This is a genomic window from Streptomyces rimosus (genome assembly GCF_008704655.1).
Classification (GTDB): domain Bacteria; phylum Actinomycetota; class Actinomycetes; order Streptomycetales; family Streptomycetaceae; genus Streptomyces; species Streptomyces rimosus.
The window spans coordinates 8,372,797-8,396,107 of record NZ_CP023688.1 but is presented as its reverse complement, the minus strand read 5'-3'; the positions used below and the strand labels follow the sequence as shown (position 1 = coordinate 8,396,107).

Genomic DNA, 23,311 nt, shown 5'->3' with positions numbered 1-23,311 from the left:
GACCATGGCGCCCGGTACTGCCGTACGGGCAGGCTGTCGGGGTGCGCACACTTCGGCAGGCAGCCGAGCGCGAGTTGCGCGAGAAGACCGGGTGGGCCGACATCGAGGCCACCGACGCCGTGCTGTGCCGGTGGGAACACGACTTCACACGGGCCGGAATGCCGGCCCGTCAGCATGAGGAGATCTTTCTCGCCCGGGCCCCCGCCGGGACCCGGGCGGTGACGTTGCTGCCGCGCATGCGGCGGACAGGATCATCCGGTGGCACTGGTGGTCACCGGGCGAGCTGTCCGCCGGCCGCGAGCCGGCATGGCCGCCGCAGTTGGGCGAACTACTCGCCGTCGTACGGGAATCCGGTGCGCCGCCGGCGCCCGTCGACCTCGGTTAGTCCCGAACGGGACCGTCAGCGGGGGCTGACCCAGGAGGGCTCCGGAGCCTTCCTTAGCAGGCCCGTCACGCCTCCCCGGCCAGCGGTGCCCGCCACACGATCCGGCTTCCGCCGTCGTCCGGGGTTTGGATCTCCATCGTTCCGCCCACGCTTTGGGCCCGTTCCGCCAGGTTGCCCAGCCCGCTGCGCCGGCCGCCCTCCGGGATGCCCCGGCCGTTGTCCGTGACGGTCAGGGCGACCTCGTCGCCGGTGGCCTGGAGTGCCACCTCGACGCGGGTCGCGTGGGCGTGGCGGGCCGCGTTGCTCAGCAGTTCGGTGAGGGCCGCCACGACGTGGTCGGCGACCTGGGCCGGTACGTCCGTGTCGAGCAGGCCCTCCATGCTCAGCCGGGGCGGGAAGCCCAGCGCCGTGCCGGCCTCCCCCACGGCGCGCGCCACCCGGGCGCGCAGGCTCGGGCCCGCGTCCTCCTCCCGGATCCGCAGACCGAAGATCGTCGACCGGATGATCTTGATGGTCTCGTCCAGGTCGCCCACCGCCCGGGTGACCCGCTCCGCCGCACCGGCGTGCTCGACCAGCCGGGCCGCGCTCTGCAGCGTCATGCCGGTGGCGAACAGCCGCTGGATGGCCAGGTCGTGCAGGTCTCGGGCGATCCGGTCGCGGTCCTCCAGCAGGGCCAGCTGTTCGGCGTCGCGCCGGCGCTCGGCCAGCTCCAGGGCGAGGGCCGCCTGCCCGGCGAACGCGTGCAGCGGCTCCAGCTCCTCTTCGGTGAAGACCGGCTCCCCCTCGGCACGCGCCAGCAGGAGGACGCCGCGTGCGGTGCCGCGCTCGCTGCCCAACGGCACGGCCACCGCGGGACCCAGGCCGTCGAACCGGCGGGGCCCGGCGGCGTACCGGTCGTCGGCCGCCAGCCCGGACGTGGTGACCGGCCCGCCCGACTTGAGGGCGGCGCCGGACAGCGTGCCGTCGGCCGGGACGACCAGGCCGCTGCGCTTGTCGGGGTTCCCGCCGAGCGCCAGCTCGACGATCAGGTCGCCGGTGTCGTGCATGGGCACGCACACGTCCGCGAGCTGCGCCCGGGTGATCTCCTGCGCCCGGCGGGCGATCAGCTCCAGGACCTCCAGGCGGGGAATGCCGGACAGCAGGCTGTTGGTGATCTCCGCGCCCGCCTTCAGCCAGCGCTGCTGGCGCTGCGACCCCTCGTAGAGCCGGGCGTTGTCGATCGCCACGCCGGCCGCGACCGACAGCGTGGAGATGACCGACTCGTCCTCCGCGTCGAAGTCGTGCCCGCCGCGCTTGTCGGTCAGGTAGAGGTTGCCGAAGACCTCGTCGCGCACCCGGATCGGCACGCCCAGGAACGTGCGCATCGGCGGGTGATGGGCGGGAAAGCCGTACGACGACGGGTGGGCGCTGAGGTCGGAGAGCCGCAACGGCTCGGGGTTGCGGATCAGTTCGCCCAGGATGCCGTGTCCGGCGGGCAGCGGCCCGATCGCGGCGACCTGTTCGGGTGTCAGGCCGACGGTCAGGAACTGCGAGAGCCGCCTGCCATCCGGGCCGATCACCCCCAGCGCCGCGTACTCCGCGTCGACCAGCAGCGCGGCGGCCTCGACGATGCGCCGGAGCACCTGAGGCAGGTCCAGCTCCCGCCCCACCGAGACCACCGCCTCCAGGAGGCTGTGCACCCGGTCCCGGGTCCCGCGCGCCGCGTCGATGCGTGCCTGCAGTTCCTCCAGCAACTCGTCCAGTCGCATCTGCGGCAGCCGCGACAACGACTCCTGCGTGCCCACCGGTCCTCCTTCTTCGCTCCGCCCGCCGTACCCGGTCAGCGTAACCCTGTCCGGACAGCGGCTCCCGCCCGCCGACGTCCTGCGCTCATCCGCTGCCGCCCAGGTCATGCGTGTGACGCAGCGGGCCTGGTGGCCCTCGGACGAAGGCGGATAGGCCCCTGCTCCCCGGCCCCTTCCTCGGCCAGACTCGTCCGGCGGGGGCAGGGTCCGGCATGGCGGCCGGTCCCGTGAGGCACCGACCGAGGGGAGGTATCGCCGTGCAGGACCACACCGTTGCCGAGGTGATGACGTGGGATGTCGTCCAGGCCCGCCCGGACACCCCGGCGCAGGAGCTGGCCCGGCTGCTCGACGTGCACCGGATCAGCGGCCTGCCGGTGGTGGACGGCGACGACAAGGTCATGGGGGTGGTGTCCCGTACGGACCTGCCCGCGCCCCCGGGCGGCCGGGGCGGGAGCCCTGCCGCCCCGCGCCCGGTGCCGCGCCGCCCGGCCGGTACCGCGGCCGCCCGTGGCGCGACCGCGGGCGAGGTGATGACCACTCCGGCGGTCACCGTGCACCCCGAGCACCGTGTGGTGGACGCCGCCCGCATCATGCAGCGCCGGCACGTCGACCGGCTGCCCGTCGTGGACGAGGAGGACCGCCTCATCGGCATCACCACCCGCCGCGACCTGCTGCGGGTCTTTCTGCGGACGGACGAGCAGATCCGGGCGGAGGTGGCCGACGAGGTGCTGGGCCGCGCCCTGGGCGTACCACCGGGCGACGTGCTGGTCTCGGTACGGGACGGCGTGGTGACCCTGCGGGGAACGCTCCCGCACGAGGACGACGTCCCGGCCGCGATCGGCCTGACCTGGCGGGTGGACGGAGTCGTGGGCGTGGTCAGCCGCCTCGTCGCCCGCGCGGGCGGCGACGGTCCCCCGCACACCGGGGTCTTATGGCGGACGCGGGACTGACCGGTCACGCCCCGGCCCGGCCCGGCGCGGCGCAGTCCGGGCCAGGGAGCCGGGGACGGGCCGAGGAACCCCCCGCCGGACCGGGCACCCGGGCCCCGTCAGTGCCGCGGGCCGCCGTCGCGCGGCGACGCGGCGGGGCCCGTCCGGGGTTCCTGGGAGGCCGCGAGCGCCTGGGTGGCGATGACCGCGGCCTGGACGCGGCGCTCCACGCCCAGCTTGGCCAGCAGGCGGGAGATGTTGTTCTTGACGGTCTTCTCCGCGAGATAGAGCCGCTTGCCGATCTCCCGGTTGGTCAGGCCCTCGCCCACCAGCGCCAGGATCTCCCGCTCCCGCTCGCTCAGCCCGGACAGGCCGCCCGGCCGCTCCTCCTGCTTGGGCTCGCCGCGCAGCCGGGCCATGACGCGGGCGGTCGCGCCGGCGTCCAGCAGCGACTGGCCGGAGGCCACCGTCCGTACGGCGTTGACCAGGTCGGTCCCGGTGATCTGCTTGAGCACGTACCCGGCGGCGCCCGCCATGATCGCGTCCAGCAGGGCCTCCTCGTCGTCGAACGAGGTGAGCATCAGGCACACCAGGTCCGGCATCCGCGAGCGCAGCTCACGGCAGACACTGACGCCGTCACCGTCCGGCAGCCGGACGTCCAGGATCGCCACCCGCGGACGCAGGGCGGGCACGCGCACCAGCGCCTGTTCGGCGGTGTTGGCCTCCCCCACCACGGTGAGGTCCGGTTCGGCGTCCAGGAGGTCGTGCACGCCGCGGCGCACCACCTCGTGGTCGTCGAGCAGGAAGACGCTGACCGGTGCCTTCGTCCGGGCGTCGGCCGGGTTTTCCGTCATCACGCAGCTCCGATGTTCCTGATCCGGCCCGCCTCCACAGGCGGCGCCCTGTGCAGCCTGCCGCACACCGGGACCGAAGGGCCAGGGCCGGTCGGCCCTTCTTGCCGCCGCATCCGGGCATGATTCTCCCGGCCGGTCTCAGCGGACGCGTTCCCAGCCGCGCCGGGGTGGCCGCGAGCCCAGCTGCGCGTCGCGGCTGCGGTAGACGATGTACGGGCGGGTGAGGTAGCCCAGGGGCGCGGTGAGCATGTGGACGAGCCGGGTGAAAGGCCAGACGGCGAACAGGGCCAGCGCGCTGAGCGCGTGGAGCTGGTACAGCAACGGTACGCCGGTCATCAGCGCGGGCTCGGGCCGGAAGGAGAGCACCGACCGGAACCACGGGGAGACGGTGGTGCGGTAGTCGTAACCCGCGCCGGCGATGTTGGCGTCGACCGTGGCGGCCAGTCCCAGCACCAGGGCGAGGGTGAGCATGACGTACATCAGCTTGTCGTTGCGGGTGGTGGCGCTGAAGACCGGGCCGACGGTGCGGCGCCGGTAGATGAGGACGGCCAGGCCGCCGAGTGTGCACACACCGGCGACGGTGCCCAGGGCGACGGCGGTGACGTGGTAGGCGTGCTCGGTGATCCCGGCGGCCCCGGTCCAGCCGTGCGGGATCAGCAGGCCGACGACATGGCCGATGATCACCAGCAGGATGCCGAAGTGGAACAGCGGGCTGCCGATGCGCAGCAGGCGGTTCTCGTGGAGCTGGGACGAGCGGGTGGTCCAGCCGAACTTGTCGTAGCGGTAGCGCCAGAGGTGTCCGCCGATGAACACGACCAGCGCCACATACGGCAGCACCACCCACAGCAGGATGCTCATCGGCGGCCTCCCACCGGGTCGGGCAGGTACGAGGGCAGGGCGAAGGGGGCCAGGCCCACCTGTTCCTCGGGCGGGCCTTCGGCGGCGAGCCGGGCGACGGCGGTGCGCTGGTCACCGGCCAGGGGCGGCAGGGTCGCCGACACCGAGTCCAGGACGTGCGCCCAGGGCGCGGACGCGCCGTGCAGGGCCAGCCGGAGGAGTTCCAGACCGGCCCGGTGCTCCAAGAGCAGGCGCCGGCCCGGTTCGGGCTCGGCCGCGGCGAATTCCAGGACGACGGCGAGGTGGTCGGGGAGTTCGTCGTCGGACAGCCGCAGTCCGGCGGCGGCGTAGACCGTTTTCATGCGGAGCAGCGCGACTCCGCGCTTCCGGGTGTCTCCGCAGGCGTAGTAGGTCAGGAACGGGCAGCAGCGCTTCTTGTGGTCGAAGACGCCGACGTATTCCGTGGCCAGTTCCTCGGTCCCGGTCCCGGCCGCGTGGTCGAGGAAGCGGAGCAAGGGGGCGGCTACCGGGCCGGGCAGGAGACGCGCGGTCCGGTGGGCCAGGCGTACGCGCCACGGGAAGTGTTCGTCGGGGTAGGCCAGCAGCAGCGACTGGACCTGCCAGGACGGTTCGCGTACGGGGGCGGGTACGGGTACGGAAGGGTGGTCGGTCACGGCTTCGGCTCGCTCTCGGCGTTCGGATCGCTGCCGTCCACCGGTTCCGTCGGAGGACTCCCCCGGCTTCCGGAGCGGCTTCTGGACCGGCGGGGGAACAGCCCTTGCGGGCTGCCCTTGCCGTCCCAGTTGAGGAGGTTGACGCGGGCTTCCTTGTCGGCCGGGTCGGTGAGGGTGCCGGTGGTCTGGCGGGCGTGCAGCATGCGGAAGTTCTCGACGGCGATCGGCGAGTTCCCGCCCGAGGACTCCCCGAACGGGCCGGAGGTGCCCGCCTCTCCCCCGTCCCCTCCCATTCCCGGCCCGCCCTCGTGATCGAGACTGCAATCGGTGGCCAGTTCCTCCAGCCCGTGGGCCTGTTCGGCGTGCGCGGGCGGGATGACGTAGCGCTCGTCGTATGCGGCCAGGGCCAGGAGGCGGTACATGTCGCACATCTCCTCCTCGCTCATGCCGACCGCCTCGGGAATGGCGGCGTCGGGCTCGCGGCCCAGGTTGATGTCGCGCATATAGCTGCGCATGGCCGCCAGCCGTCGCAGTACGGCGTCGACGGGGCCCGGGTCGCCCGCGGTGAACAGCTCGGCCAGGTACTCCACGGGGATGCGCAGCGCGTCGATGGCGGCGAAGAGGGTGGTGCGGTCCTCCGCGTCGTGCCCGGTGCCGCTGACCGCCTCCACGACCGGGGACAGCGGCGGGATGTACCAGACCATCGGCATCGTTCGGTATTCCGGGTGCAGCGGCAGGGCCACCCGGTAGGTGTTGATCAGCGAATGGACGGGCGAGCGCTGCGCCGCCTCGATCCAGTCGCGCGGGATGCCGTCCCGCTCGGCAGCCGCGATCACGGCGGGGTCGTGCGGGTCGAGGAGGATGCGGCGCTGGGCCTCGTACAGGTCCTTGTCGTCGGGGGTGGCGGCGGCTTCCAGGACGCGGTCGGCGTCGTAGAGCACCAGGCCGATGTAGCGCAGGCGCCCGACGCAGGTCTCGGCGCAGACGGTGGGCAGGCCCACCTCGACGCGCGGGAAGCAGAAGGTGCACTTCTCGGCCTTGCCGGTGCGGTGGTTGAAGTACACCTTCTTGTACGGGCAGCCCGTCACACACATCCGCCAGCCGCGGCAGCGGTCCTGGTCGACGAGGACGATGCCGTCCTCGGTGCGCTTGTAGATCGCCCCGGAGGGGCAGGACGCCGCGCACGAGGGGTTGAGGCAGTGTTCGCAGATCCGCGGCAGATAGAACATGAACGTCTGCTCGAACTGGAACTTGATCTTCTCGGAGACCTCGTCGAGCAGCACGTCCTGCTCGCTGGTCGCCCTCGCCCCGCCCAGGTCGTCGTCCCAGTTCGCCGACCAGGTGATCTTCATGTCCTCGCCGGTGATCAGCGACTTGGGCCGGGCGACGGGCGTGTGCTCCTGGAGCGGGGCGTTGGTCAGCGTCTCGTAGTCGTACGTCCAGGGCTGGTAGTAGGCGTCAAGGGAAGGCAGCTTGGGGTTGGAGAAGATCGTGACCAGCTTCCTGAACCGGCCGCCGGCCTTGAGCGTGAGCCGCCCGCGCCGGTTCAGCTGCCAGCCGCCGCGCCAGGTCTCCTGGTCCTCGTAGCGGCGCGGGTAGCCCTGTCCGGGCCGGGTCTCGACGTTGTTGAACCAGACGTACTCGACGCCGGTGCGGTTGGTCCACGCCTGCTTGCAGGTGACCGAGCAGGTGTGGCAGCCGATGCACTTGTCGAGGTTCATCACCATCGCCATCTGGGCCATGACCTTCATGTCAGTACGTCACCTCCTGGGAGCGGCGGCGGATGACGGTGACCTCGTCGCGCTGGTTGCCGGTGGGGCCGAGGTAGTTGAAGGCGAAGGACAGCTGGGCGTAGCCGCCGATGAGGTGACTGGGCTTGATCAGCAACCGGGTCAGGGAGTTGTGGATGCCGCCGCGGCGGCCGGTGGTCTCGGTGCGCGGCACGTCGATCAGCCGGTCCTGCGCGTGGTGCATGTAGACGGTGCCCTCGGGCATCCGGTGGGTGACGACCGCGCGGGCGGCGACGACGCCGTTGCGGTTGACCGCCTCGATCCAGTCGTTGTCCGCGACGCCGATCTTCGCCGCGTCCTCCTGGCTCATCCACACCGTCGGCCCGCCGCGCGAGAGGGAGAGCATGAACAGGTTGTCCTGGTACTCCGAGTGGATGGACCACTTGTTGTGCGGGGTCAAGTACCGCACGGTGACGCCGAGTTCGCCGGTGGACCCCACCGTGGGCTCGCCGAAGAGGGCGGCCATGTCCAGCGGCGGCCGGTAGACGGGCAGCTGCTCGCCCAGCTCGGCGATCCAGTCGTGGTCGAGGAAGAAGTGCTGCCGTCCGGTGAGGGTGTGCCAGGGCTTGAGGCGTTCGGTGTTGATGGTGAACGGCGCGTAGCGGCGCCCGCCGGACTCCGATCCGGACCACTCGGGGGAGGTGATGACGGGCACCGGCCGGGCCTGGGTGTCGGCGAAGGTGATCCGCTTGCCCTCGTGTTCGGCCGCCAGGTCGGCCAGCCGGGTGCCGGTGCGGGCCTCCAGCGTACGGAAACCCTGGGTTGCCAGGTGCCCGTTGGTGGTGCCCGACAGGGCGAGGATCGCCTCGCAGGCGTGGACGTCGCGGGCCAGCGAGGGCCGCCCGTCGCCCGCTCCGCCGCGTACGGTGCCATTCTGGTGCCGCAGGTACTCCAGCTCGCGGCCGATGTCGAAGGTGACGCCTTTCGTGGTGGCGCCGAGGGTGTCCAGCAGCGGGCCGAGGGCGGCCATCTTGTCGGCGACGGCGGTGTAGTCGCGCTCGACGGGGATCAGCTTGGGCATCGTGCGGCCGGGGACCGGCTCGCACTCGCCCGCCTTCCAGTCCCGTACGCGGCCGTGCGGGGTGGCCATGGCGTCGGGGGTGTCGTGCAGCAGCGGGGCGGCCACCACGTCGGTGGCGGTGCCGAGGTGGCCGGCGGCCAGGCGGCTGAAGGCGCGGGCGAGGGTGTGGAAGGCGTCGAAGTCGGTGCGGGTCTGCCAGGGCGGGGAGATGGCCGGGTTGAAGGCGTGCACGAAGGGGTGCATGTCGGTGCTGTTGAGGTCGTGCTTCTCGTACCAGGTCGCGGCGGGCAGCACCACGTCGGAGTAGAGGGTGGTGCTGGTCATCCGGAAGTCCAGGGACAGCAGCAGGTCGAGCTTTCCGGTGGGGGCCTGCTCGCGCCAGGTCACGTCGCGGGGGCGGACTCCTTCGGGCGCTTCGGTGGCGCGGACGGCGGAGTCGGTGCCGAGCAGGTGCTTGAGGAAGTACTCGTTGCCCTTGGCGGAGGAGCCCAGCAGGTTGGCGCGCCACACGGTCAGTACGCGCGGGAAGTTCTCCGGCGCGTCGGGGTCCTCGGCCGCGAACCGCAGGCGCCCGGCCTTCAGTTCGTCCACCACATACGGGCCCACCTCCTGGCCTGCGGCTTCCGCGTCGGCGGCGAGGGTGAGCGGGTTGCGGTCGAAGGTGGGATAGGAGGGCATCCAGCCGAGGCGCGCCGACTGCGCGATCACATCGGCCGTGGACCGGCCGGCGAAAGTGCCGTCGGCGGAGGCGGCGGTGAGGGTGTCCGCACCGAAGGGGTCGTAGCGGAACTGGTCGGTGTGCAGGTACCAGTAGGCGGTCTGGATCATCTGGCGGGCCGGCCGGTTCCAGTCGGCGGCGGTGGCCAGCACGGAGTAGCCGGTGATCGGGCGGACCTTCTCCTGCCCGACGTAGTGGGCCCAGCCGCCGCCGTTGACGCCCTGGCAGCCGGTGAGGGTGGTCAGGGTCAGAAAGGCGCGGTAGATGGTGTCGGAGTGGAACCAGTGGTTGGTCCCGGCCCCCATGATGATCATGGAGCGGCCGCCGGACTCCTCCGCGTTGGCGGCGAACTCCCGGGCGATACGGGCCGCCTTCTCCGCCGCCACACCGGTGACCGGCTCCTGCCAGGCGGGGGTGTACGGCTCCGCCGCGTCGTCGTAGCCCGTCGGCCACCGGCCGGGCAGCCCCTCGCGGGCCACTCCGTACTGGGCCAGCAGCAGGTCGTAGACCGTGGTGACGGTCCTTCCGCCGACCTGCCGTACGGGCACGCCGCGCAGCAGCCGCCCGGCTTTCCCGTCGGGGGCGTCGAAGCGGGACAGCTCCACCGGCACGGGTGCCTGTCCCCCACCGGCGGCCGTCAGCAGCGGGTCGATGTCACCGAGGTCGAGGTTCCACCGCCCGGCGCCCGACTCGCCATAACGGTGGCCGAGCGTCCCGCCCGGCACCACGGGACGGCCCGTGACGGCATCCAGCAGTACGGTCCTGAACTCCGCGTTCTCGGCCGCCGCGCCCTCCTCGCCGCCCAGGTCGGCGGCGGTCAGGAACTTGCCGGGCGTGTACCGGCCCGGCGCCGACTCGTCCAGGACGACCAGGAACGGCAGATCGGTGAAGCGCTTCACGTACGAGATGAAGGGCGCCGTCTCCCGCTCGACGAAGAACTCCCTGAGGACGACGTGCCCCATGGCCATCGCCAGGGCCCCGTCGGTGCCGGGCCGCGCGTGCAGCCACTCGTCGGCGAACTTCACGTTGTCCGCGTAGTCCGGGGCGACGGCGACGACCTTCTGGCCCCGGTAGCGGGCCTCGGCCATCCAGTGCGCGTCCGGCGTACGGGTCACCGGCAGATTGGCGCCCCACATGATCAGATACCCGGCGTCCCACCAGTCCCCCGACTCGGGCACGTCCGTCTGGTCGCCGAAGACCTGCGGCGAGGCCACCGGCAGGTCCGCGTACCAGTCGTAGAACGACAGCATCACCCCGCCGAGCAGCGAATAGAACCGCGCACCGGCCGCGTGCGACACCATCGACATGGCCGGGATCGGCGAGAAGCCCGCCAGCCGGTCCGGGCCGTACTCCTTGATGGTGTGCACATGCGCGGCCGCGACCAGCTCCGCCGCCTCCTCCCAGGTCGCCCGCAGCAGGCCGCCCCTGCCGCGCGCCGCCTTGTAGCGGCGGGCGCGCTCGGGGTCGCCGACGATGTCGGCCCAGGCCAGCACGGGGTCGCCGAGGCGCTGCCGGGCCTCGCGGTACATCTGGAGCAGCACACCGCGTACGTACGGATAGCGGACGCGGGTCGGCGAGTACGTGTACCAGGAGAACGCCGCGCCGCGCGGGCAGCCGCGCGGCTCGTACTCCGGGCGGTCCGGGCCGACCGACGGATAGTCGGTCTGCTGCGCCTCCCAGGTGATGATGCCGTCCTTGACGAACACCTTCCACGAGCAGGAGCCGGTGCAGTTCACGCCGTGCGTGGAGCGCACGACCTTGTCGTGCGACCAGCGGTCCCGGTAGAAGGCGTCCGCCGCGCGCCCGCCGGTCCGGTACAGCGTGCGCCCGTCGTCCGAGACCCGGGCGCGGGTGAAGAAGCGGCGGCTGTTCACCAGCGCCTCGGCCAGCGGGCCGTCCAGGCCCGTGGACCGCTCCGGATGGGTTCCGGTACTCACCGCGCCACTCCGCTCCCGGGCACCCCGCCCGTTCGGATCGTGATCGGTTCACCGCGAACGGCTTCAGGGTCACTTTCCACGCAAAGCGGGGCAGCCGCACCATGAGTGCGGCGCCGGATCTCCTCACCCGCGGGGGCGGCGCGCGTCGAGCGACGCCGTGACCTCCTCGGCCGCCCGTCCTGCGCCCTCGACACAGCTGGTGATGCCGACACCGTCGTACGCGGCCCCGCAGACCGCCAGCGTGCCGAGCCGTCCGAGGTGCTCCCGCACGCGGGCGATCCGGTCGGTATGGCCGACGGTGTACTGCGGCAGGCCGGTGCCCCAGCGGGTGACGGCAGTGGCGTACGGAACGGCCGCCAGGCCGGTCGCCTCGGCCAGTTCGGCGCGGGAACGGTCCACCAGTTCGGCGTCGTCGAGGCGCAGGGCGATGTCCTCGCCGTACCGGCCGACGGACGTGCGCACCACGGCCTTGCCGGGCGCGTACCGGCCCGGCCACGCCCATTTGGCGCTCAGGAACGTGGCCGCCTTGATGAGGCGCCCGTCCACCGGCGGTACCAGGAAGCCGCTGCCCGGCAGCTCGCCCGGCAGGCCGGAGCGGTCGAAGACCAGGGTGACCAGGGCCATGTCGGCGTACTCGACGGCGCGCAGCGCGGCGGCCGCGGCCGGCACCTCGTCGGCCAGCAGCCGGGCGGCGGCGGGCGCGGGGACGGCGAGCACCACCGCGTCGGCGTCGATCCGGTGTTCGCCGGCGGCGTCCCGTACCGTCAGCCGCCATCCGTGCCCGGTGTTGCGCAGCGTGCGGGCCGCGGTGGCGGTGCGGATGTCCACGCCGGCGGTCCGGCATGCCTCGGCGACGGCCAGGGGGAGCCGTCCCAGCCCGCCCCGTACGCTGCGGAACGGCGGCACGGCCGCCCCGGGCTTCGGCGCCTTCGGCTCCGGGCCGTCCGGCGCCGGTGTGCGCATGCGGCGGATGCCTTCGAGCAGGGACCGCTCCTCGCGGGCGACGGGGAGCAGGTGCGGCAGGGCTGCGCGCAGGGAGATGCGGTCGGCGTGCCCGGCGTACACGCCGCCGAGGAGGGGTTCGACGAGCCGGTCGACCACTTCGCGCCCCAATCGGGCGGCCACGTACCGGCCGACGGCGATGTCGTCGCCCACGTCCGTACGCGGGAGCGTCAGATCCTCGCGGGCGCGCGCGAGGCCGTCGGCGGACAGCACCCCGCAAGCGGCCAGGGAGTCGAGGTCGGCGGGTATGCCCATCATGTGGCCCCGGGGCAGGGGGCGGAGCGCGCCGCGGGTCCACAGTGAAGCCTCCGCCGTGGCCGGAGGCTCCAGTTCCTCCCCCAGCCCGACCTCCTGGGCCAGTTCCACGGCGGACGGCTGCCGTACGAACACCGCCTCGGCCCCCAGGTCCACGGGTACGCCGCCGACCTCCCCGCACAGGAGCTTGCCGCCGAGCCGACCGGCGGACTCCAGCAGCGTCACCCGTGCCCCGGGACCGCTGCCGCCCGCCGCGCCACTGAGGCGGGCGGCAGCGGTCAGTCCGGCGATGCCGCCGCCCACGACCACGATGTGCGGCCGCGTCTCCCCGGGCGCCGGTGCGGAAGGGGCGGGCAGGGCGGAGGGAGCGAGGTGCGGGGTGGTGGGTGCGTTCATCGGGCTGCACTGCCTTTCTGAGGGCGCCTCAGGGGCGCCGTTGTCCGGACCTGCCGAGATTCACCGGGCCGGTTGCGCCATCACGGTGAGGTGCCCTCGGAGGCGGCGGCCCGCCGGACCCGGGTGACGGTGAAGGCCAGGGCCGCGGCCGAGACCAGGGCCAGCAGGAGCAGGCCGATGGCGTAGCTCCCGGAGGCGCTGTAGATCACGCCCATGACCAGCGGGGGGATGAAGCCGCCCAGCCCGCCCGCGGCGCCGACGACGCCGGTGACCGATCCGACCTTGTTCGCCGGCGCCAGCAGGGCCACCAGCGCGAAGGTGGCACCGCTGCCCGCGCCGAGCGCGGCGGCCATGGCCAGGAAGGCGATGGTGCCCACCGGAGCGAGCGGCGGGGTCGCCGCCTGCACGGCGGCCCCCACGACGACGACCGCCAGGGACCCGGCCAGTACGCGGACCGAGCCCATCCGGTCCGACAGCCAGCCGCCGACCGGGCGCATGGCGACTGCCAGCAGGACGAAGCCGGCCATCCGGTTGGCGGCGTCGGCCTGGCCGAGCCCGTAGCCGGTCTTCAGGTAGGTCGGCAAGTAGACTGAGAAGGCGACGTAGCCGCCGAACGCCACGGCGTACAGGGCGGATGCCTGCCAGGTGACGGACAGGCGGGCGATGACGGCGAGACGGCGGCCCAGCGGCTCGGTCGGTACGGTTCGGCCGGGCGCGTCGCGCAGCAGTACGGCGGCCAGCACGGCGTAGACGGCGAGCGCGGCGGCGGTGATCAGGAACGGGTTGGCCATGCCGTGCGCGTCGACCAGCTTGACCGTGGTCAGTGCGCTGATGGCGGTGCCGCCCATGCCCACGCCGAAGACGCCGATCGCCATCCCGCGCCGCTCCGGCGGGAACCAGCGGTTGACGAACGGCACGCCGACGGCGAAGGCCGTGCCCCCGATGCCCAGGAAGAACCCCCCGATCAGCAGCGCGATCAGCGAGGAGTGGCCGGCCAGCCCCAGGTACAGCACGGGCACGATGGTCGCGGCGGACACCAGCGGAAACATCACCCGGCCGCCGAACCGGTCGGTCAGCGCGCCCACCGGGATGCGTCCCAGCGAGCCCACCACGACCGGCACCGCCACCAGCAAGGACTGTTCGAACGAGCTGAGCGCCAGGGTCTCCTTGAAGCGCGGGCCCAGCGGGCTGAGCAGCGCCCACGCCCAGAAGTTGACGGCGAAGCCCAGCGTGGCCAGCGTGAGCATCGTCCAGGGGCGGCCGGCCGGGGAGATGTGGCCCGCTGCCCTCGATGACAGGGTGCCGGTGGTGTCCTCGTGCGGGCGCATGGTGTGCCTCTCGGTCGTGTCGTTCCGCGAACCGGCCGGTGCGGGACCCGGGGTCCCGACGCCATGCGGCTCCCGTCTTGCAGCTTCATCGAACCCGCCCGCCAGGAGACGGGCCATTTTTCGCCGCGCCGCCACGAAGCGGCGCCCGGGGTGTATGGCGGGCGGCTTCACCGGGACGCCTTGGCTTCGGCCGGCCCGCGCCGGGCAGCGGCAGCGGCAGCGGCAGCGGCAGACCGGTCGTTCGCCGGAGCGGCCGTCTTGCGGCGGTAGACCAGGTACGGACGCCGCAGGTAGCCGATGGGGGCGCTCCACACGTGGACGAGGCGGGTGAAGGGCCAGGCCGCGAAGAGCAGGCACGCGCTCAGGGCATGCAGCTGGAGCAGCAGGGGCGCGCCGGAGATCGCCTCGGGCTTCGGTTGCAGCAGGAACAGCCCGCGGAACCAGACCGAGACGGTGGAGCGGTAGTCGTACCCGCCTCCGGCGACGTTGTGGACGACGGTGGCGGCGATGCCCAGCAGCACGGTGGCCGCCAGCAGCGGGAAGAGCAGCTTGTCGCTGGAGCTGGTGCGGGCGCGGATGCGCGGGGCGAGCAGGCGCCGGGCGCACAGCATGCCCAGCCCCACCACCATGGCCGCACCGGCCACGGAGCCGAGGGCCACCGCCACGGTGTGGTACGCGTGCTCACTGACGCCAGCCTTCGCGGTCAGGGACGCGGGGACGGCCAGGCCCACCACGTGTCCGGCGATCACGGCGAACGCGCCGAGGTGGAACAGCGGGCTCCCCCAGCGCAGCCAGCGGTGTTCCAGCAGCTGGCTGGTGCGGCTGGTCCAGCCGAACTGGTCCTTGCGGTAGCGCCAGACGTGCCCGACGGCGAAGACGGCCAGGCAGGCGTAGGGGACGGCGACCCACAGCAGCAGGTCGGTGCCGTCCATGGAGGTGAGTGGGCTGCTGGCGGCGCTCATCGGCGGGCCTCCGAGTCCATCGGGCCGGTCACAGGGGGCATGAGGGTCGGCGGTGCGGGCGCCGGGGGGACGAAGGTGCCGGGCGGGGCGAAGCCGGTGCCGCTGTACGGGTCGAGGCCGACGTCCTCGGCGGGGGGCCCTTCGGCCGCCAGCTTCGCCACGGCTTCCAGGTCGGCGTCGGTGGCCCGGGGCAGCAGGGACAGCAGCGCCGCCAGCAGATCGGCGTAGGGGGACCGCACGTCCGTCAGGGCGTGGTGGATGAGGTCCAGTCCGCGCCGGTGGCGGCGCAGCGGTGCTTCCCCGGCGCGCGGCCCGGCCAGGGCGGCGAATTCGAGGACGACGGGCAGGTGGTCGGGGAGTTCGCCGTTGTCGGCGCTCCAGCCCGCGGCCCGATAGGTCTGGGCGAGGGCGAGCAGGGCCATACCGCGTCGGCGGGTGTCGCCGTGCAGGTAGTAGGTGAGGTAGAGGCTGCTCTTGCGGCGGAGGTCGAAGACCTCCACGTAGTGGCTCTCCAGGTCCTCGGCCGGCTGGGCCGCGAACCAGGTGGTGAAGGCGGCGAGGTGTCCGGCGGCGGCCGAGGGCGGCAGCGCGTCGACCGCAGCGCTCAACGCGGCCCGTTCGTCGGCCAGTTCGGCATCCGGGTACTGCAACAGGAGCGACAGCAGCCGCAGCAGGAGGCCGCGCTGAGCGGGCTCTTCGGGGCCGGGGCGGGCGCGGCGCCCGGATGCCGGGCGGAGGCGGGTACGCAGGGTGCTCATACCGTCCCTCCTGCGCCCGGGGCCGAGGCCCGTCGTCGCAGGGTGGGGAGGCCGAGCATGACCTTGCGGCCGGTGCCGGACGGGTCGCCGTCCACGCTCTCCACGGGGCAGCGGTCCTCCATGGCGCTGAGCGCGGCGGCGTCCTCCTTGTGGGCGGCGGGGACGACGTACCGGTCGGTGTACTTGGCGACGGCCAGCAGCCGGTGCAGGTCCTCGGCCTGCGCGGGCGTGAGCCCCACGGCCTTGAGGGCGCTCTCGTCGCCCTGCTCCCCCAGCGTGCGCTGCCGCATGTGGCTGCGCAGCGCGGTCAGCTTCATGAGCACCCCGGCGACGACGTCGGTGTCCCCGGCGGTGAAGAGGTTGGCGAGGTAGTCCAGTGGGATGCGCAGGCGGGTGACGGCGGCGAAGACGTGGTCGGGGTCCTCGGCGTCGCCGCCCGCCTCGCCGACCGCGTCCAGGACCGGGGACAGCGGCGGCACGTACCAGACCATGGGCAGGGTGCGGTACTCCGGGTGCAGCGGCAGGGCCACCTTGTACTCGCTGATCAGCGCGTGTACGGGCGAGCGGCGGGCGGCGTCGATCCAGTCCTCGGGGATGCCGGACAGCCGGGCGGCCGAGCGGACTTCGGGGTCGGCGGGGTCGAGGAAGACGTTCCGCTGGGCGTCGAGCAGGTCCTTCTCGTCCGTCACCGCGGCGGCCTCGCCGACCCGGTCGGCGTCGTAGAGCAGCAGGCCGAGGTAGCGCAGGCGGCCGACGCAGGTCTCGGAGCAGACGGTGGGCTGTCCGGCCTCGATGCGCGGGAAGCAGAAGGTGCACTTCTCGGCCTTGCCGGTGGCGTGGTTGACGTAGACCTTCTTGTACGGGCACGCGGTGACGCACATCCGCCAGCCGCGGCAGCGGTCCTGGTCGACCAGCACGATGCCGTCCTCGACCCGCTTGTACATCGCACCGGACGGGCAGGCGGACACACAGGCCGGGTTGAGGCAGTGCTCGCACAGCCGCGGCAGGTGGAACATGAAGGTCTGCTCGAAGGCGAACTTCACCTTCTCGGCCAGCCCCCCGCTCAGGTTGGGGTCGCCGGCCGCCGTCTCGCCCGCGCCGCCGAGGCCGTCCTCCCAGTTGGCGCCCCAGGTGATGGAGGTCGGCTTCCCGGTGAGCACCGAGCGGGGGCGGGCGACCGGCACGTCCTGGCCGGCCGGGGCGCTGACGAGGTTGTCGTAGTCGTAGGTGACCGGCTCGTAGTAGTCCTCGATGGCCGGCAGGTCGGGGTTGGAGAACAGCGAGCCCAGGCGCTTCATACGGCCGCCGGAACGGAGCACCAGGCGTCCGCGCCGGTCCAGCATCCAGCCGCCCTTCCACTGCCGCTGGTCCTCGTAGCGCCGGGGGTAGCCGACGCCGGGCTTGGTCTCGACGTTGTTGAACCAGGCGTATTCGACGCCGGTGCGGTTGGTCCAGGTCTGCTTGCAGGTGACCGAGCAGGTGTGGCAGCCGATGCACTTGTCGAGGTTCATCACCATCGCCACTTGGGCCATGACGCGCATGTCAGTACTCCACATCCTGGCCGCGGCGGCGGATCACGGTGACCTCGTCGCGCTGGTTGCCGGTGGGTCCGTAGTAGTTGAAGGCGTAGGTGAACTGGGCGTAGCCGCCGGCCAGGTGCGAGGGCTTGATCAGCAGCCGGGTCAGGGAGTTGTGCATACCGCCGCGCCTGCCGCTGACCTCCGTCTTCGGCACGTTCACCGTGCGGTCCTTGGCGTGGTACATGTACACGGTGCCCTCGGGCATCCGGTGGGTGACCACCGCGCGGGCGGCGACGACGCCGTTGCGGTTGTACGCCTCGATCCACTCGTTGTCCTTCACGCCGATCTTCTCGGCGTCGGCGGTGCTCATCCAGATCACCGGGCCGCCCCGGGACAGGGCGAGCATGTAGGCGTTGTCCTGGTACTCCGAGTGGATGGACCACTTGGAGTGCGGGGTGAGGTAGCGGACCGTCACCTCGGCACGGCCGTCCTCGCCCAGGCGCTCGTCGCCGTAGTGCCGGGCGGTGTTCAACGGAGGCCGATAGACGGGCAGTTGCTCGCCCAGCTCGGCCATCCAGTCGTGGTCGACGAAGAAGTGCTGGCGGCCGGTGAGGGTGTGCCAGGGCTTGCGGTGCTCGACGTTGATGACGAACGGGGAGTAGCGGCGGCCGCCGGTCTCGCTGCCGGACCACTCGTAGGAAGTGATCACCGAGCGGGGCTGGACGCGGGTGTCGGCGAAGGTGATCCGCTCCGCCTCCCGCTCGGCGGCCAGGTGCACCAGGCCGGTGCCGGTCCGCTTCTCCAGCGCCTTGAACCCCTCGGTGGCCAGGCGCCCGTTGGTGGTGCCGGACAGGGCGAGGATCGCCTCGCACATGTCCGAGGCGGTGGCCAGGGACGGCCGTCCGTCCGCCGCGCCGCCGCGCCGGACCCCGTTGGTGCGCCGCAGCTGCTCCAGCTCCTGGTCCGGGTGGACGGTGACGCCCTTCGTGGTGGTACCGAGCCGGTCGAGGAGCGGGCCGACGGCGCGCATCTTGTCCGCCACCGCCGCGTAGTCCCGCTCGACGGTCACCAGCTTGGGCATGGTGCGCCCGGGAACGGGCGCGCACTCGCCGGCCTTCCAGTCGGCGACGATGCCGCCGGGCTGGGCCAGTTCGTCGGGGGTGTCGTGCTGGAGGGGCACGGCCAGCACATCGGTGCGGGTGCCCAGGTGGTCGGCGGCCAGTTCGCTGAAGCGGTCGGCGATGGTCAGGAAGGTGTCGTAGTCGGTCCGTGCCTGCCAGGGCGGTGCGATGGCCGGGGTGAAGGCGTGCACGAAGGGGTGCATGTCGGTGCTGGACAGGTCGTCCTTCTCGTACCAGGTGGCGGCGGGCAGCACGACATCGGAGAACAGGCCGGTGGAGGTCATCCGGAAGTCCATGGAGACCAGCAGGTCGAGCTTTCCCTCGGGGGCCTCCTCGTGCCAGACGACGTCCCGGGGCCGCTTGTCGGGCGGCGTCTCCTCGGAGCGGACCGCCGCATCCGTGCCCAGCAGGTGGCGCAGGAAGTACTCGTTGCCCTTGCCGGAGGAGCCGAGCAGGTTGGCCCGCCATACGGTCAGTACGCGCGGGAAGTTGGCCGGGTCGTCCGGGTCCTCGGCGGCGAAGCGCAGGGCGCCGGAGGCCAGCTCCTCCACGATGTGCTCGGCGACGGGGCGGCCGGCGGCGGCCGCCTCGTCGGCCAGGTCCAGCGGGTTGCGGTTGAAGCCGGGGTGGCCTGGGGTCCAGCCCATACGGACGGCCTGGGCCAGGCAGTCGGCGGTGGCGCGGCCCGCGAAGCGGCCCTCGCCCAGCGGGGAGGCCAGCTCGTCCGGGCCAAAGGCTTCGTAGCGCCACTGGTCGGTGGCCAGGTACCAGTAGGAGGTGCCCGCCATGTGGCGGGTGGGCCGCTGCCAGTCGAAGGCGAACGCGAGGTGCTGGAGTCCGGTGACGGGCCGGACCTTCTCCTGGCCGACGTAGTGGGCCCAGCCGCCGCCGTTGACGCCCTGGCAGCCGGTCATGGTGGTCAGGGCCAGGAAGGCGCGGTAGATGGTGTCGGAGTGGAACCAGTGGTTGGTGCCCGCGCCCATGGCGATCATGGAGCGTCCCTCGGTGCGCTCCGCGTTGCGGGCGAACTCCCGGGCGATGCGGGCCGCCTGCGCGGCGGGGACCGAGGTGACCGTCTCCTGCCAGGCCGGGGTGTACGGCTGGGAGGCGTCCGCGTAGGAGGCCGGCCAGGTGCCGGGCAGCCCGGCGCGCCGTACGCCGTACTGGGCCAGCATCAGATCGAAGACGGTGGTCACCTGCCGGCCGCCGATCGTGCGGACCGGGACGCCGCGCACCAGCACGCCGCCGCCCTCGGTGGGGCCTTCGTCGAAGCGCGGCAGCGCCACGGTGGCCGTCGACTCCGCCCCTTCCAGCAGGCTCAACTCCGGCTCGGTGTCTCCCAGCTCCAGATTCCAGCGCCCCTTCCCCTCCTCTCCCCAGCGGAAGCCGAGCGACCCGTTGGGAATCACCGGCTCGCCGCTGCGGCGGTCCACCAGGACGGTCTTGAAGCGCGCGTGCTCGTCGGTCCCGCCGAGGTCGGCGGCGGTCAGGAAGCGGTCCGGCACCAGGACGCCGTCCCGCTCGCGCAGCGTGACCAGGAACGGGGCGTCGGTGAACCGGCGCAGATAATTCTCGAAGTACGGCGTGGCGCGGTCGACCAGGAACTCCCGCAGGATGACGTGGCCCATCGCCATCGCCAGGGCCCCGTCCGTGCCCGGGTGCGGGGCCAGCCACTCGTCGGCGTGCTTGACGTTGTCGGCGTAGTCGGGGCTGACGGCGACGACCTTGGTGCCGTTGTAGCGGGTCTCGGTCAGGAAGTGGGCGTCCGGAGTACGGGTGACCGGGATGTTGGACCCCCACATGATCAGATAGCCCGCGTTCCACCAGTCGGCGGCCTCCGGCACGTCCGTCTGGTCGCCGAAGACCTGCGGCGAGGCGACGGGCAGGTCCGCGTACCAGTCGTAGAAGGACAGCAGGGTGCCGCCGATCAGCGAGTGGAACCGGGCGCCCGCGGCGAAGGACGCCATCGACATGGCGGGGATGGGCGAGAACCCGGCGACCCGGTCCGGACCGTACGTCTTGACGGTGTGCACCTGGGCGGCGGCGACCAGCTCGGCCACCTCGTCCCAGTCGGCGCGCACCAGCCCGCCCTTGCCCCGCGCCTTCTTGTAGGCGCGGGCCCTGGCCGGGTCGCCGGTGATCTCCGCCCAGGCGGCCACCGGGTCGCCGAGGCGGCGCCGCGCCTCCCGCCACATCTTCAGCAGCGTGCCGCGCACGTACGGGTAGCGGACCCGGCTGGGCGAGTACGTGTACCAGGAGAACGACGCGCCGCGCGGGCAGCCCCGCGGCTCGTACTCGGGGCAGTCCGCACCGATCGACGGGTAGTCGGTGGCCTGGTGCTCCCAGGTGATGATCCCGTCCTTGACGTAGACCATCCAGGAGCAGGACCCGGTGCAGTTGACCCCGTGCGTGGAGCGCACGACCTTGTCGTGGGACCAGCGGTCGCGGTAGAAGCCCTCCCACCGCGGGTCCCCCGTGCCGAAGACGGCGCGCCCGTCCTCGCTGACCTCGCGGCGGTTGAGCAGCCGCCGGCCGGCCAGCGGCCAGCCGCGTCCCTCAGCGGCCGACGGGCCGCTGATTGTTTCGTTCTCCATAAATCGAACGCTAAGTCGCTGCCTCACGGGTCACGGTGGGCGAAGCGTCCCGCGGCGCAGGGCCACAGGACCTCGAATGTTTTCGGCCACCCGGGACCAACGACCCTGCGCGGGGGCCGCACGCCCCGGGCGGCGGGCGTCGGCCCGGCCGCATGCTGGGGGTGATCGAACCGGAGGCACCCGCCCATGCACGACCCCGCCCGTCCCGCTCCGCTCCCGCCCCTCCCCCGGTGAGCGGCGCCCGCGCGGTCCGCCGGCAGCACCAGGCCGTGGCGGACAAGCCGTTCATCGTCATCTGGGAATCGACCCGCGCCTGCCCGCTGGCCTGTGTGCACTGCCGGGCGACCGCGGTGCCCGGCCGCGACCCGCGCGAGCTGGGCACCCGGGCCGCCAAGGGCCTGATCGACCAGATCGCCGCGTTCGGGCGGCCCGCGCCCCTGTTCGTGATCACCGGCGGCGACCCGTTCCAGCGTCCGGATCTGCTGGAACTGATCGTTTACGGCACGCGAGCGGGGGTACGGGTCGCCGTCTCGCCCTCGGGAACCCCCACCCTGACGGCGGCGAACCTCCGGGCGGTGCACGAGGTGGGGGCCGTGGGCCTGTCCCTGAGCCTGGACGGCTCCACCGCCGCGCTCCACGACGGGTTCCGCGGCGTGCCCGGCGTCTTCCGGTGGACCCTGGACGCCTGGGACACCGCCCGCGCCCTGGGCATGAAGGTGCAGATCAACACCACGGTCAGCCAGCACAACCTGCACGACCTGCCGGAGATCGCGGCCCTGGTCCGCGAGCACGGCGTCATGCTGTGGAGCGCGTTCTTCCTCGTGCCCACCGGACGCGGCCGCGACCTGGCCGCGCTCGGCCCCGCGGAGACCGAGGATGTCCTCAACTTCGTCCACGACGTGGGCCTCTCGATCCCCGCCAAGACCACCGAGGCCCACCACTTCCGCCGCGTCGCCCTCCAGCGCGCGGTGCTGGCCGCGCAGGGCGCCGACCACGTCGAGGTACTGCGGCTCGGGCCGCTGTACCGCCAACTCCGCGAGCGCGGCCAAGAGCTGGGCCTGTACGAGGGCGGACGCCGGACCCGCCGCCCGCCCCTGGACGTCAACGCGGGCCGCGGCTTCGTCTTCGTGTCCCACACCGGCACCGTGCACCCCAGCGGCTTCCTCCCCCTCGCGGCAGGCGACGTCCGCACCCGTCCGCTGACGGAGATCTACCGCGAGTCGGAGCTGTTCACCGGCCTGCGCGATGCCGACCGGCTGGGCGGCCGGTGCGGCCGGTGCGAATTCCGCCGGGTGTGCGGAGGGTCGCGTTCCCGGGCGCACGCCGTCACCGGCGATCCGTATGCGGAGGAGCCGTGGTGCGGCTACCGGCCCGGGACGTTCCCGTATCAGCGGGAAGTGGCGGAACTGCTGGGCGGGGCCGGGCCTACAGCTCGCGGCGGAAGGTGACCCGGTCCAGCGAGGGGCCGTCGTAGTCGGTGATCGGGTCGGACGGGGTGAAGCCGAGCGCTTGGTGGAAGGCGATGGAGCGGGCGTTCTGCGGCGAGGTGATCGCCTTGACGACGGTGCGGCCGTTCGCGCGCGCCATGGCGAAGAACCGCTCGTACAGGAAGCGGCCCAGGCCGGTGCGCCGCCAGGCCGGGTTGACCCCGGTGAAGTGGATGTACGCCTCGTCCGGGCGGGACGGAGAGAGGAAGCCGATGACGAAGCCCGCCAGTTCGCCGTCGCGCTCGGCGATCAGGCTGGTGTCGTGGAAGTGGTTCACGAACACCCGGGTCAGGTCGCGGGAGGCGGGGCGGCCCCACCAGTCGTCGACCACCGAGACGACGGTGTCGAAGTCCTCCGGCACCGCCGCGCGCGTCGTGAAGGGCTCCAGGGTGCGGACCTCCGGGGCGCCGAGCTTCTTGCGGAAGGCCACCCGGTCCTGGCCGGGGCCGTCGTAGTCGCCGTGCACCGGCACGCCGTCCGCCTCCCGGTCGCCCGGCTCCGGTTCGAAGCCCATGGCCTGGTGGAAGGCGATGGAGCCGGTGTTCTGCGGCGAGGTGATGGCGCGTACCTCGGTGCGTCCGGCCGCCGCGGCGCGCTCGAAGAAGGCGGTGTAGAGGCGGCGGGCCACGCCCTGCTTGCGCAGTTCCGGGTCCACGCCGACGAAGTGGATGTACGCCTCGTGCGGCCGGTCGGCGGAGTGGAAGCCCACCAGGAACGCCCGCACCCCGGTCTCGTCCTCCAGCACCAGACTGGTGCCGGCGAAGTGCTGGAGGAACAGCCGGGGCAGCAGCAGCGAGAGCTCCCGCGCCTGTTCGGGGGTGCGAGAGTCGCCCCACCAGCGCTGTACGCACTCCACGAGCGTGGTGTGGTCGGTCGTACGGGCCCGGCGTACGTCGTGCATGTCCTGCCTTTCGGTCGAGTTCGGGATCGGTGTCGGTGTCGGTTTCGTCGGGTGCTGT

Annotated in this window: 15 protein-coding genes; 2 read left to right on the top strand and 13 right to left on the bottom strand. The window is 72.7% G+C overall.

What is annotated here, in order from left to right; all coding sequences use genetic code 11:
- Positions 1 to 450 precede the first annotated feature (450 nt).
- On the bottom strand, positions 451 to 2,169 hold the full coding sequence (locus CP984_RS36820; RefSeq protein WP_003982922.1) for a sensor histidine kinase: 1,719 nt from the start codon (positions 2,167 to 2,169) through the stop codon (positions 451 to 453).
- Between the two features lie 257 nt (positions 2,170 to 2,426).
- On the opposite strand from CP984_RS36820, the gene CP984_RS36815 reads away from it, so the two are divergent.
- Entirely contained in the window at positions 2,427 to 3,119 is a 693-nt protein-coding gene (locus CP984_RS36815) for a CBS domain-containing protein (RefSeq protein ID WP_226048741.1), read from the top strand.
- Between the two features lie 98 nt (positions 3,120 to 3,217).
- Here the strand turns inward: CP984_RS36815 and CP984_RS36810 are convergent, their stop codons facing one another.
- The 11 genes from CP984_RS36810 to CP984_RS36760 all read right to left on the bottom strand — a co-directional run bounded on the left by CP984_RS36810 (position 3,218) and on the right by CP984_RS36760 (position 20,865).
- Positions 3,218 to 3,952: a response regulator gene (locus tag CP984_RS36810; protein WP_003983817.1), complete on the bottom strand. Its 735-nt coding sequence runs from the start codon at positions 3,950 to 3,952 to the stop codon at positions 3,218 to 3,220.
- A gap of 138 nt (positions 3,953 to 4,090) precedes the next feature.
- Complete coding sequence (gene narI / locus CP984_RS36805; protein ID WP_003983818.1) at positions 4,091 to 4,810, bottom strand: respiratory nitrate reductase subunit gamma; 720 nt, start codon at positions 4,808 to 4,810, stop codon at positions 4,091 to 4,093.
- Positions 4,807 to 5,463, bottom strand: a complete 657-nt coding sequence (gene narJ / locus CP984_RS36800) for a nitrate reductase molybdenum cofactor assembly chaperone (protein ID WP_003983819.1) — start codon at positions 5,461 to 5,463, stop codon at positions 4,807 to 4,809. The genes narI (CP984_RS36805) and narJ (CP984_RS36800) overlap by 4 nt, the downstream gene beginning before the upstream one ends.
- On the bottom strand, positions 5,460 to 7,214 hold the full coding sequence (narH, locus tag CP984_RS36795) for a nitrate reductase subunit beta (protein WP_003983821.1): 1,755 nt from the start codon (positions 7,212 to 7,214) through the stop codon (positions 5,460 to 5,462). The genes narJ (CP984_RS36800) and narH (CP984_RS36795) overlap by 4 nt, the downstream gene beginning before the upstream one ends.
- A 1-nt stretch (position 7,215) precedes the next feature.
- Complete coding sequence (locus CP984_RS36790; protein ID WP_003983822.1) at positions 7,216 to 10,929, bottom strand: nitrate reductase subunit alpha; 3,714 nt, start codon at positions 10,927 to 10,929, stop codon at positions 7,216 to 7,218.
- Positions 10,930 to 11,052: 123 nt separating this feature from the next.
- A complete protein-coding gene (hemG, locus tag CP984_RS36785) occupies positions 11,053 to 12,582 on the bottom strand; it encodes a protoporphyrinogen oxidase (RefSeq protein WP_003983823.1) in 1,530 nt (509 codons plus the stop codon).
- Between the two features lie 80 nt (positions 12,583 to 12,662).
- Positions 12,663 to 13,910 (bottom strand): MFS transporter, encoded by a 1,248-nt coding sequence (locus CP984_RS36780; protein WP_003983824.1) that lies wholly within the window; start codon positions 13,908 to 13,910, stop codon positions 12,663 to 12,665.
- 167 nt (positions 13,911 to 14,077) lie between these two features.
- Positions 14,078 to 14,872 carry a respiratory nitrate reductase subunit gamma gene (narI, locus tag CP984_RS36775; protein WP_003983825.1) on the bottom strand — a complete coding sequence of 265 codons (795 nt, stop codon included), beginning with the start codon at positions 14,870 to 14,872 and terminating at the stop codon, positions 14,078 to 14,080.
- Entirely contained in the window at positions 14,869 to 15,630 is a 762-nt protein-coding gene (gene narJ / locus CP984_RS36770; protein ID WP_003983826.1) for a nitrate reductase molybdenum cofactor assembly chaperone, read from the bottom strand. The genes narI (CP984_RS36775) and narJ (CP984_RS36770) overlap by 4 nt, the downstream gene beginning before the upstream one ends.
- Positions 15,627 to 17,171 (bottom strand): nitrate reductase subunit beta, encoded by a 1,545-nt coding sequence (gene narH, locus CP984_RS36765; RefSeq protein WP_003983827.1) that lies wholly within the window; start codon positions 17,169 to 17,171, stop codon positions 15,627 to 15,629. The genes narJ (CP984_RS36770) and narH (CP984_RS36765) overlap by 4 nt, the downstream gene beginning before the upstream one ends.
- A 1-nt stretch (position 17,172) precedes the next feature.
- Complete coding sequence (locus tag CP984_RS36760; protein ID WP_003983828.1) at positions 17,173 to 20,865, bottom strand: nitrate reductase subunit alpha; 3,693 nt, start codon at positions 20,863 to 20,865, stop codon at positions 17,173 to 17,175.
- 230 nt (positions 20,866 to 21,095) lie between these two features.
- On the opposite strand from CP984_RS36760, the gene CP984_RS36755 reads away from it, so the two are divergent.
- The gene (locus tag CP984_RS36755; protein WP_043977289.1) at positions 21,096 to 22,313 is read left to right on the top strand and encodes a TIGR04053 family radical SAM/SPASM domain-containing protein; all 1,218 of its coding nucleotides are present in this window, start codon (positions 21,096 to 21,098) and stop codon (positions 22,311 to 22,313) included.
- Here CP984_RS36755 and CP984_RS36750 read toward each other — a convergent pair.
- Positions 22,291 to 23,253 carry a GNAT family N-acetyltransferase gene (locus tag CP984_RS36750; protein ID WP_003983830.1) on the bottom strand — a complete coding sequence of 321 codons (963 nt, stop codon included), beginning with the start codon at positions 23,251 to 23,253 and terminating at the stop codon, positions 22,291 to 22,293. The genes CP984_RS36755 and CP984_RS36750 overlap by 23 nt on opposite strands.
- Positions 23,254 to 23,311 lie beyond the last annotated feature (58 nt).

Excerpts from the sequence above, each read along its gene's own strand:
- narI (WP_003983825.1), bottom strand. The coding sequence starts at position 14,872 with ATGAGCGCCGCCAGCAGCCCACTCACCTCCATGGACGGCACCGACCTG.
- CP984_RS36780 (WP_003983824.1), bottom strand. The coding sequence starts at position 13,910 with ATGCGCCCGCACGAGGACACCACCGGCACCCTGTCATCGAGGGCAGCG.
- CP984_RS36760 (WP_003983828.1), bottom strand. The coding sequence starts at position 20,865 with ATGGAGAACGAAACAATCAGCGGCCCGTCGGCCGCTGAGGGACGCGGC.
- CP984_RS36750 (WP_003983830.1), bottom strand. The coding sequence starts at position 23,253 with ATGCACGACGTACGCCGGGCCCGTACGACCGACCACACCACGCTCGTG.
- CP984_RS36810 (WP_003983817.1), bottom strand. The coding sequence starts at position 3,952 with ATGACGGAAAACCCGGCCGACGCCCGGACGAAGGCACCGGTCAGCGTC.
- narI (WP_003983818.1), bottom strand. The coding sequence starts at position 4,810 with ATGAGCATCCTGCTGTGGGTGGTGCTGCCGTATGTGGCGCTGGTCGTG.
- narH (WP_003983827.1), bottom strand. The coding sequence starts at position 17,171 with ATGCGCGTCATGGCCCAAGTGGCGATGGTGATGAACCTCGACAAGTGC.
- narH (WP_003983821.1), bottom strand. The coding sequence starts at position 7,214 with ATGAAGGTCATGGCCCAGATGGCGATGGTGATGAACCTCGACAAGTGC.
- hemG (WP_003983823.1), bottom strand. The coding sequence starts at position 12,582 with ATGAACGCACCCACCACCCCGCACCTCGCTCCCTCCGCCCTGCCCGCC.
- narJ (WP_003983826.1), bottom strand. The coding sequence starts at position 15,630 with ATGAGCACCCTGCGTACCCGCCTCCGCCCGGCATCCGGGCGCCGCGCC.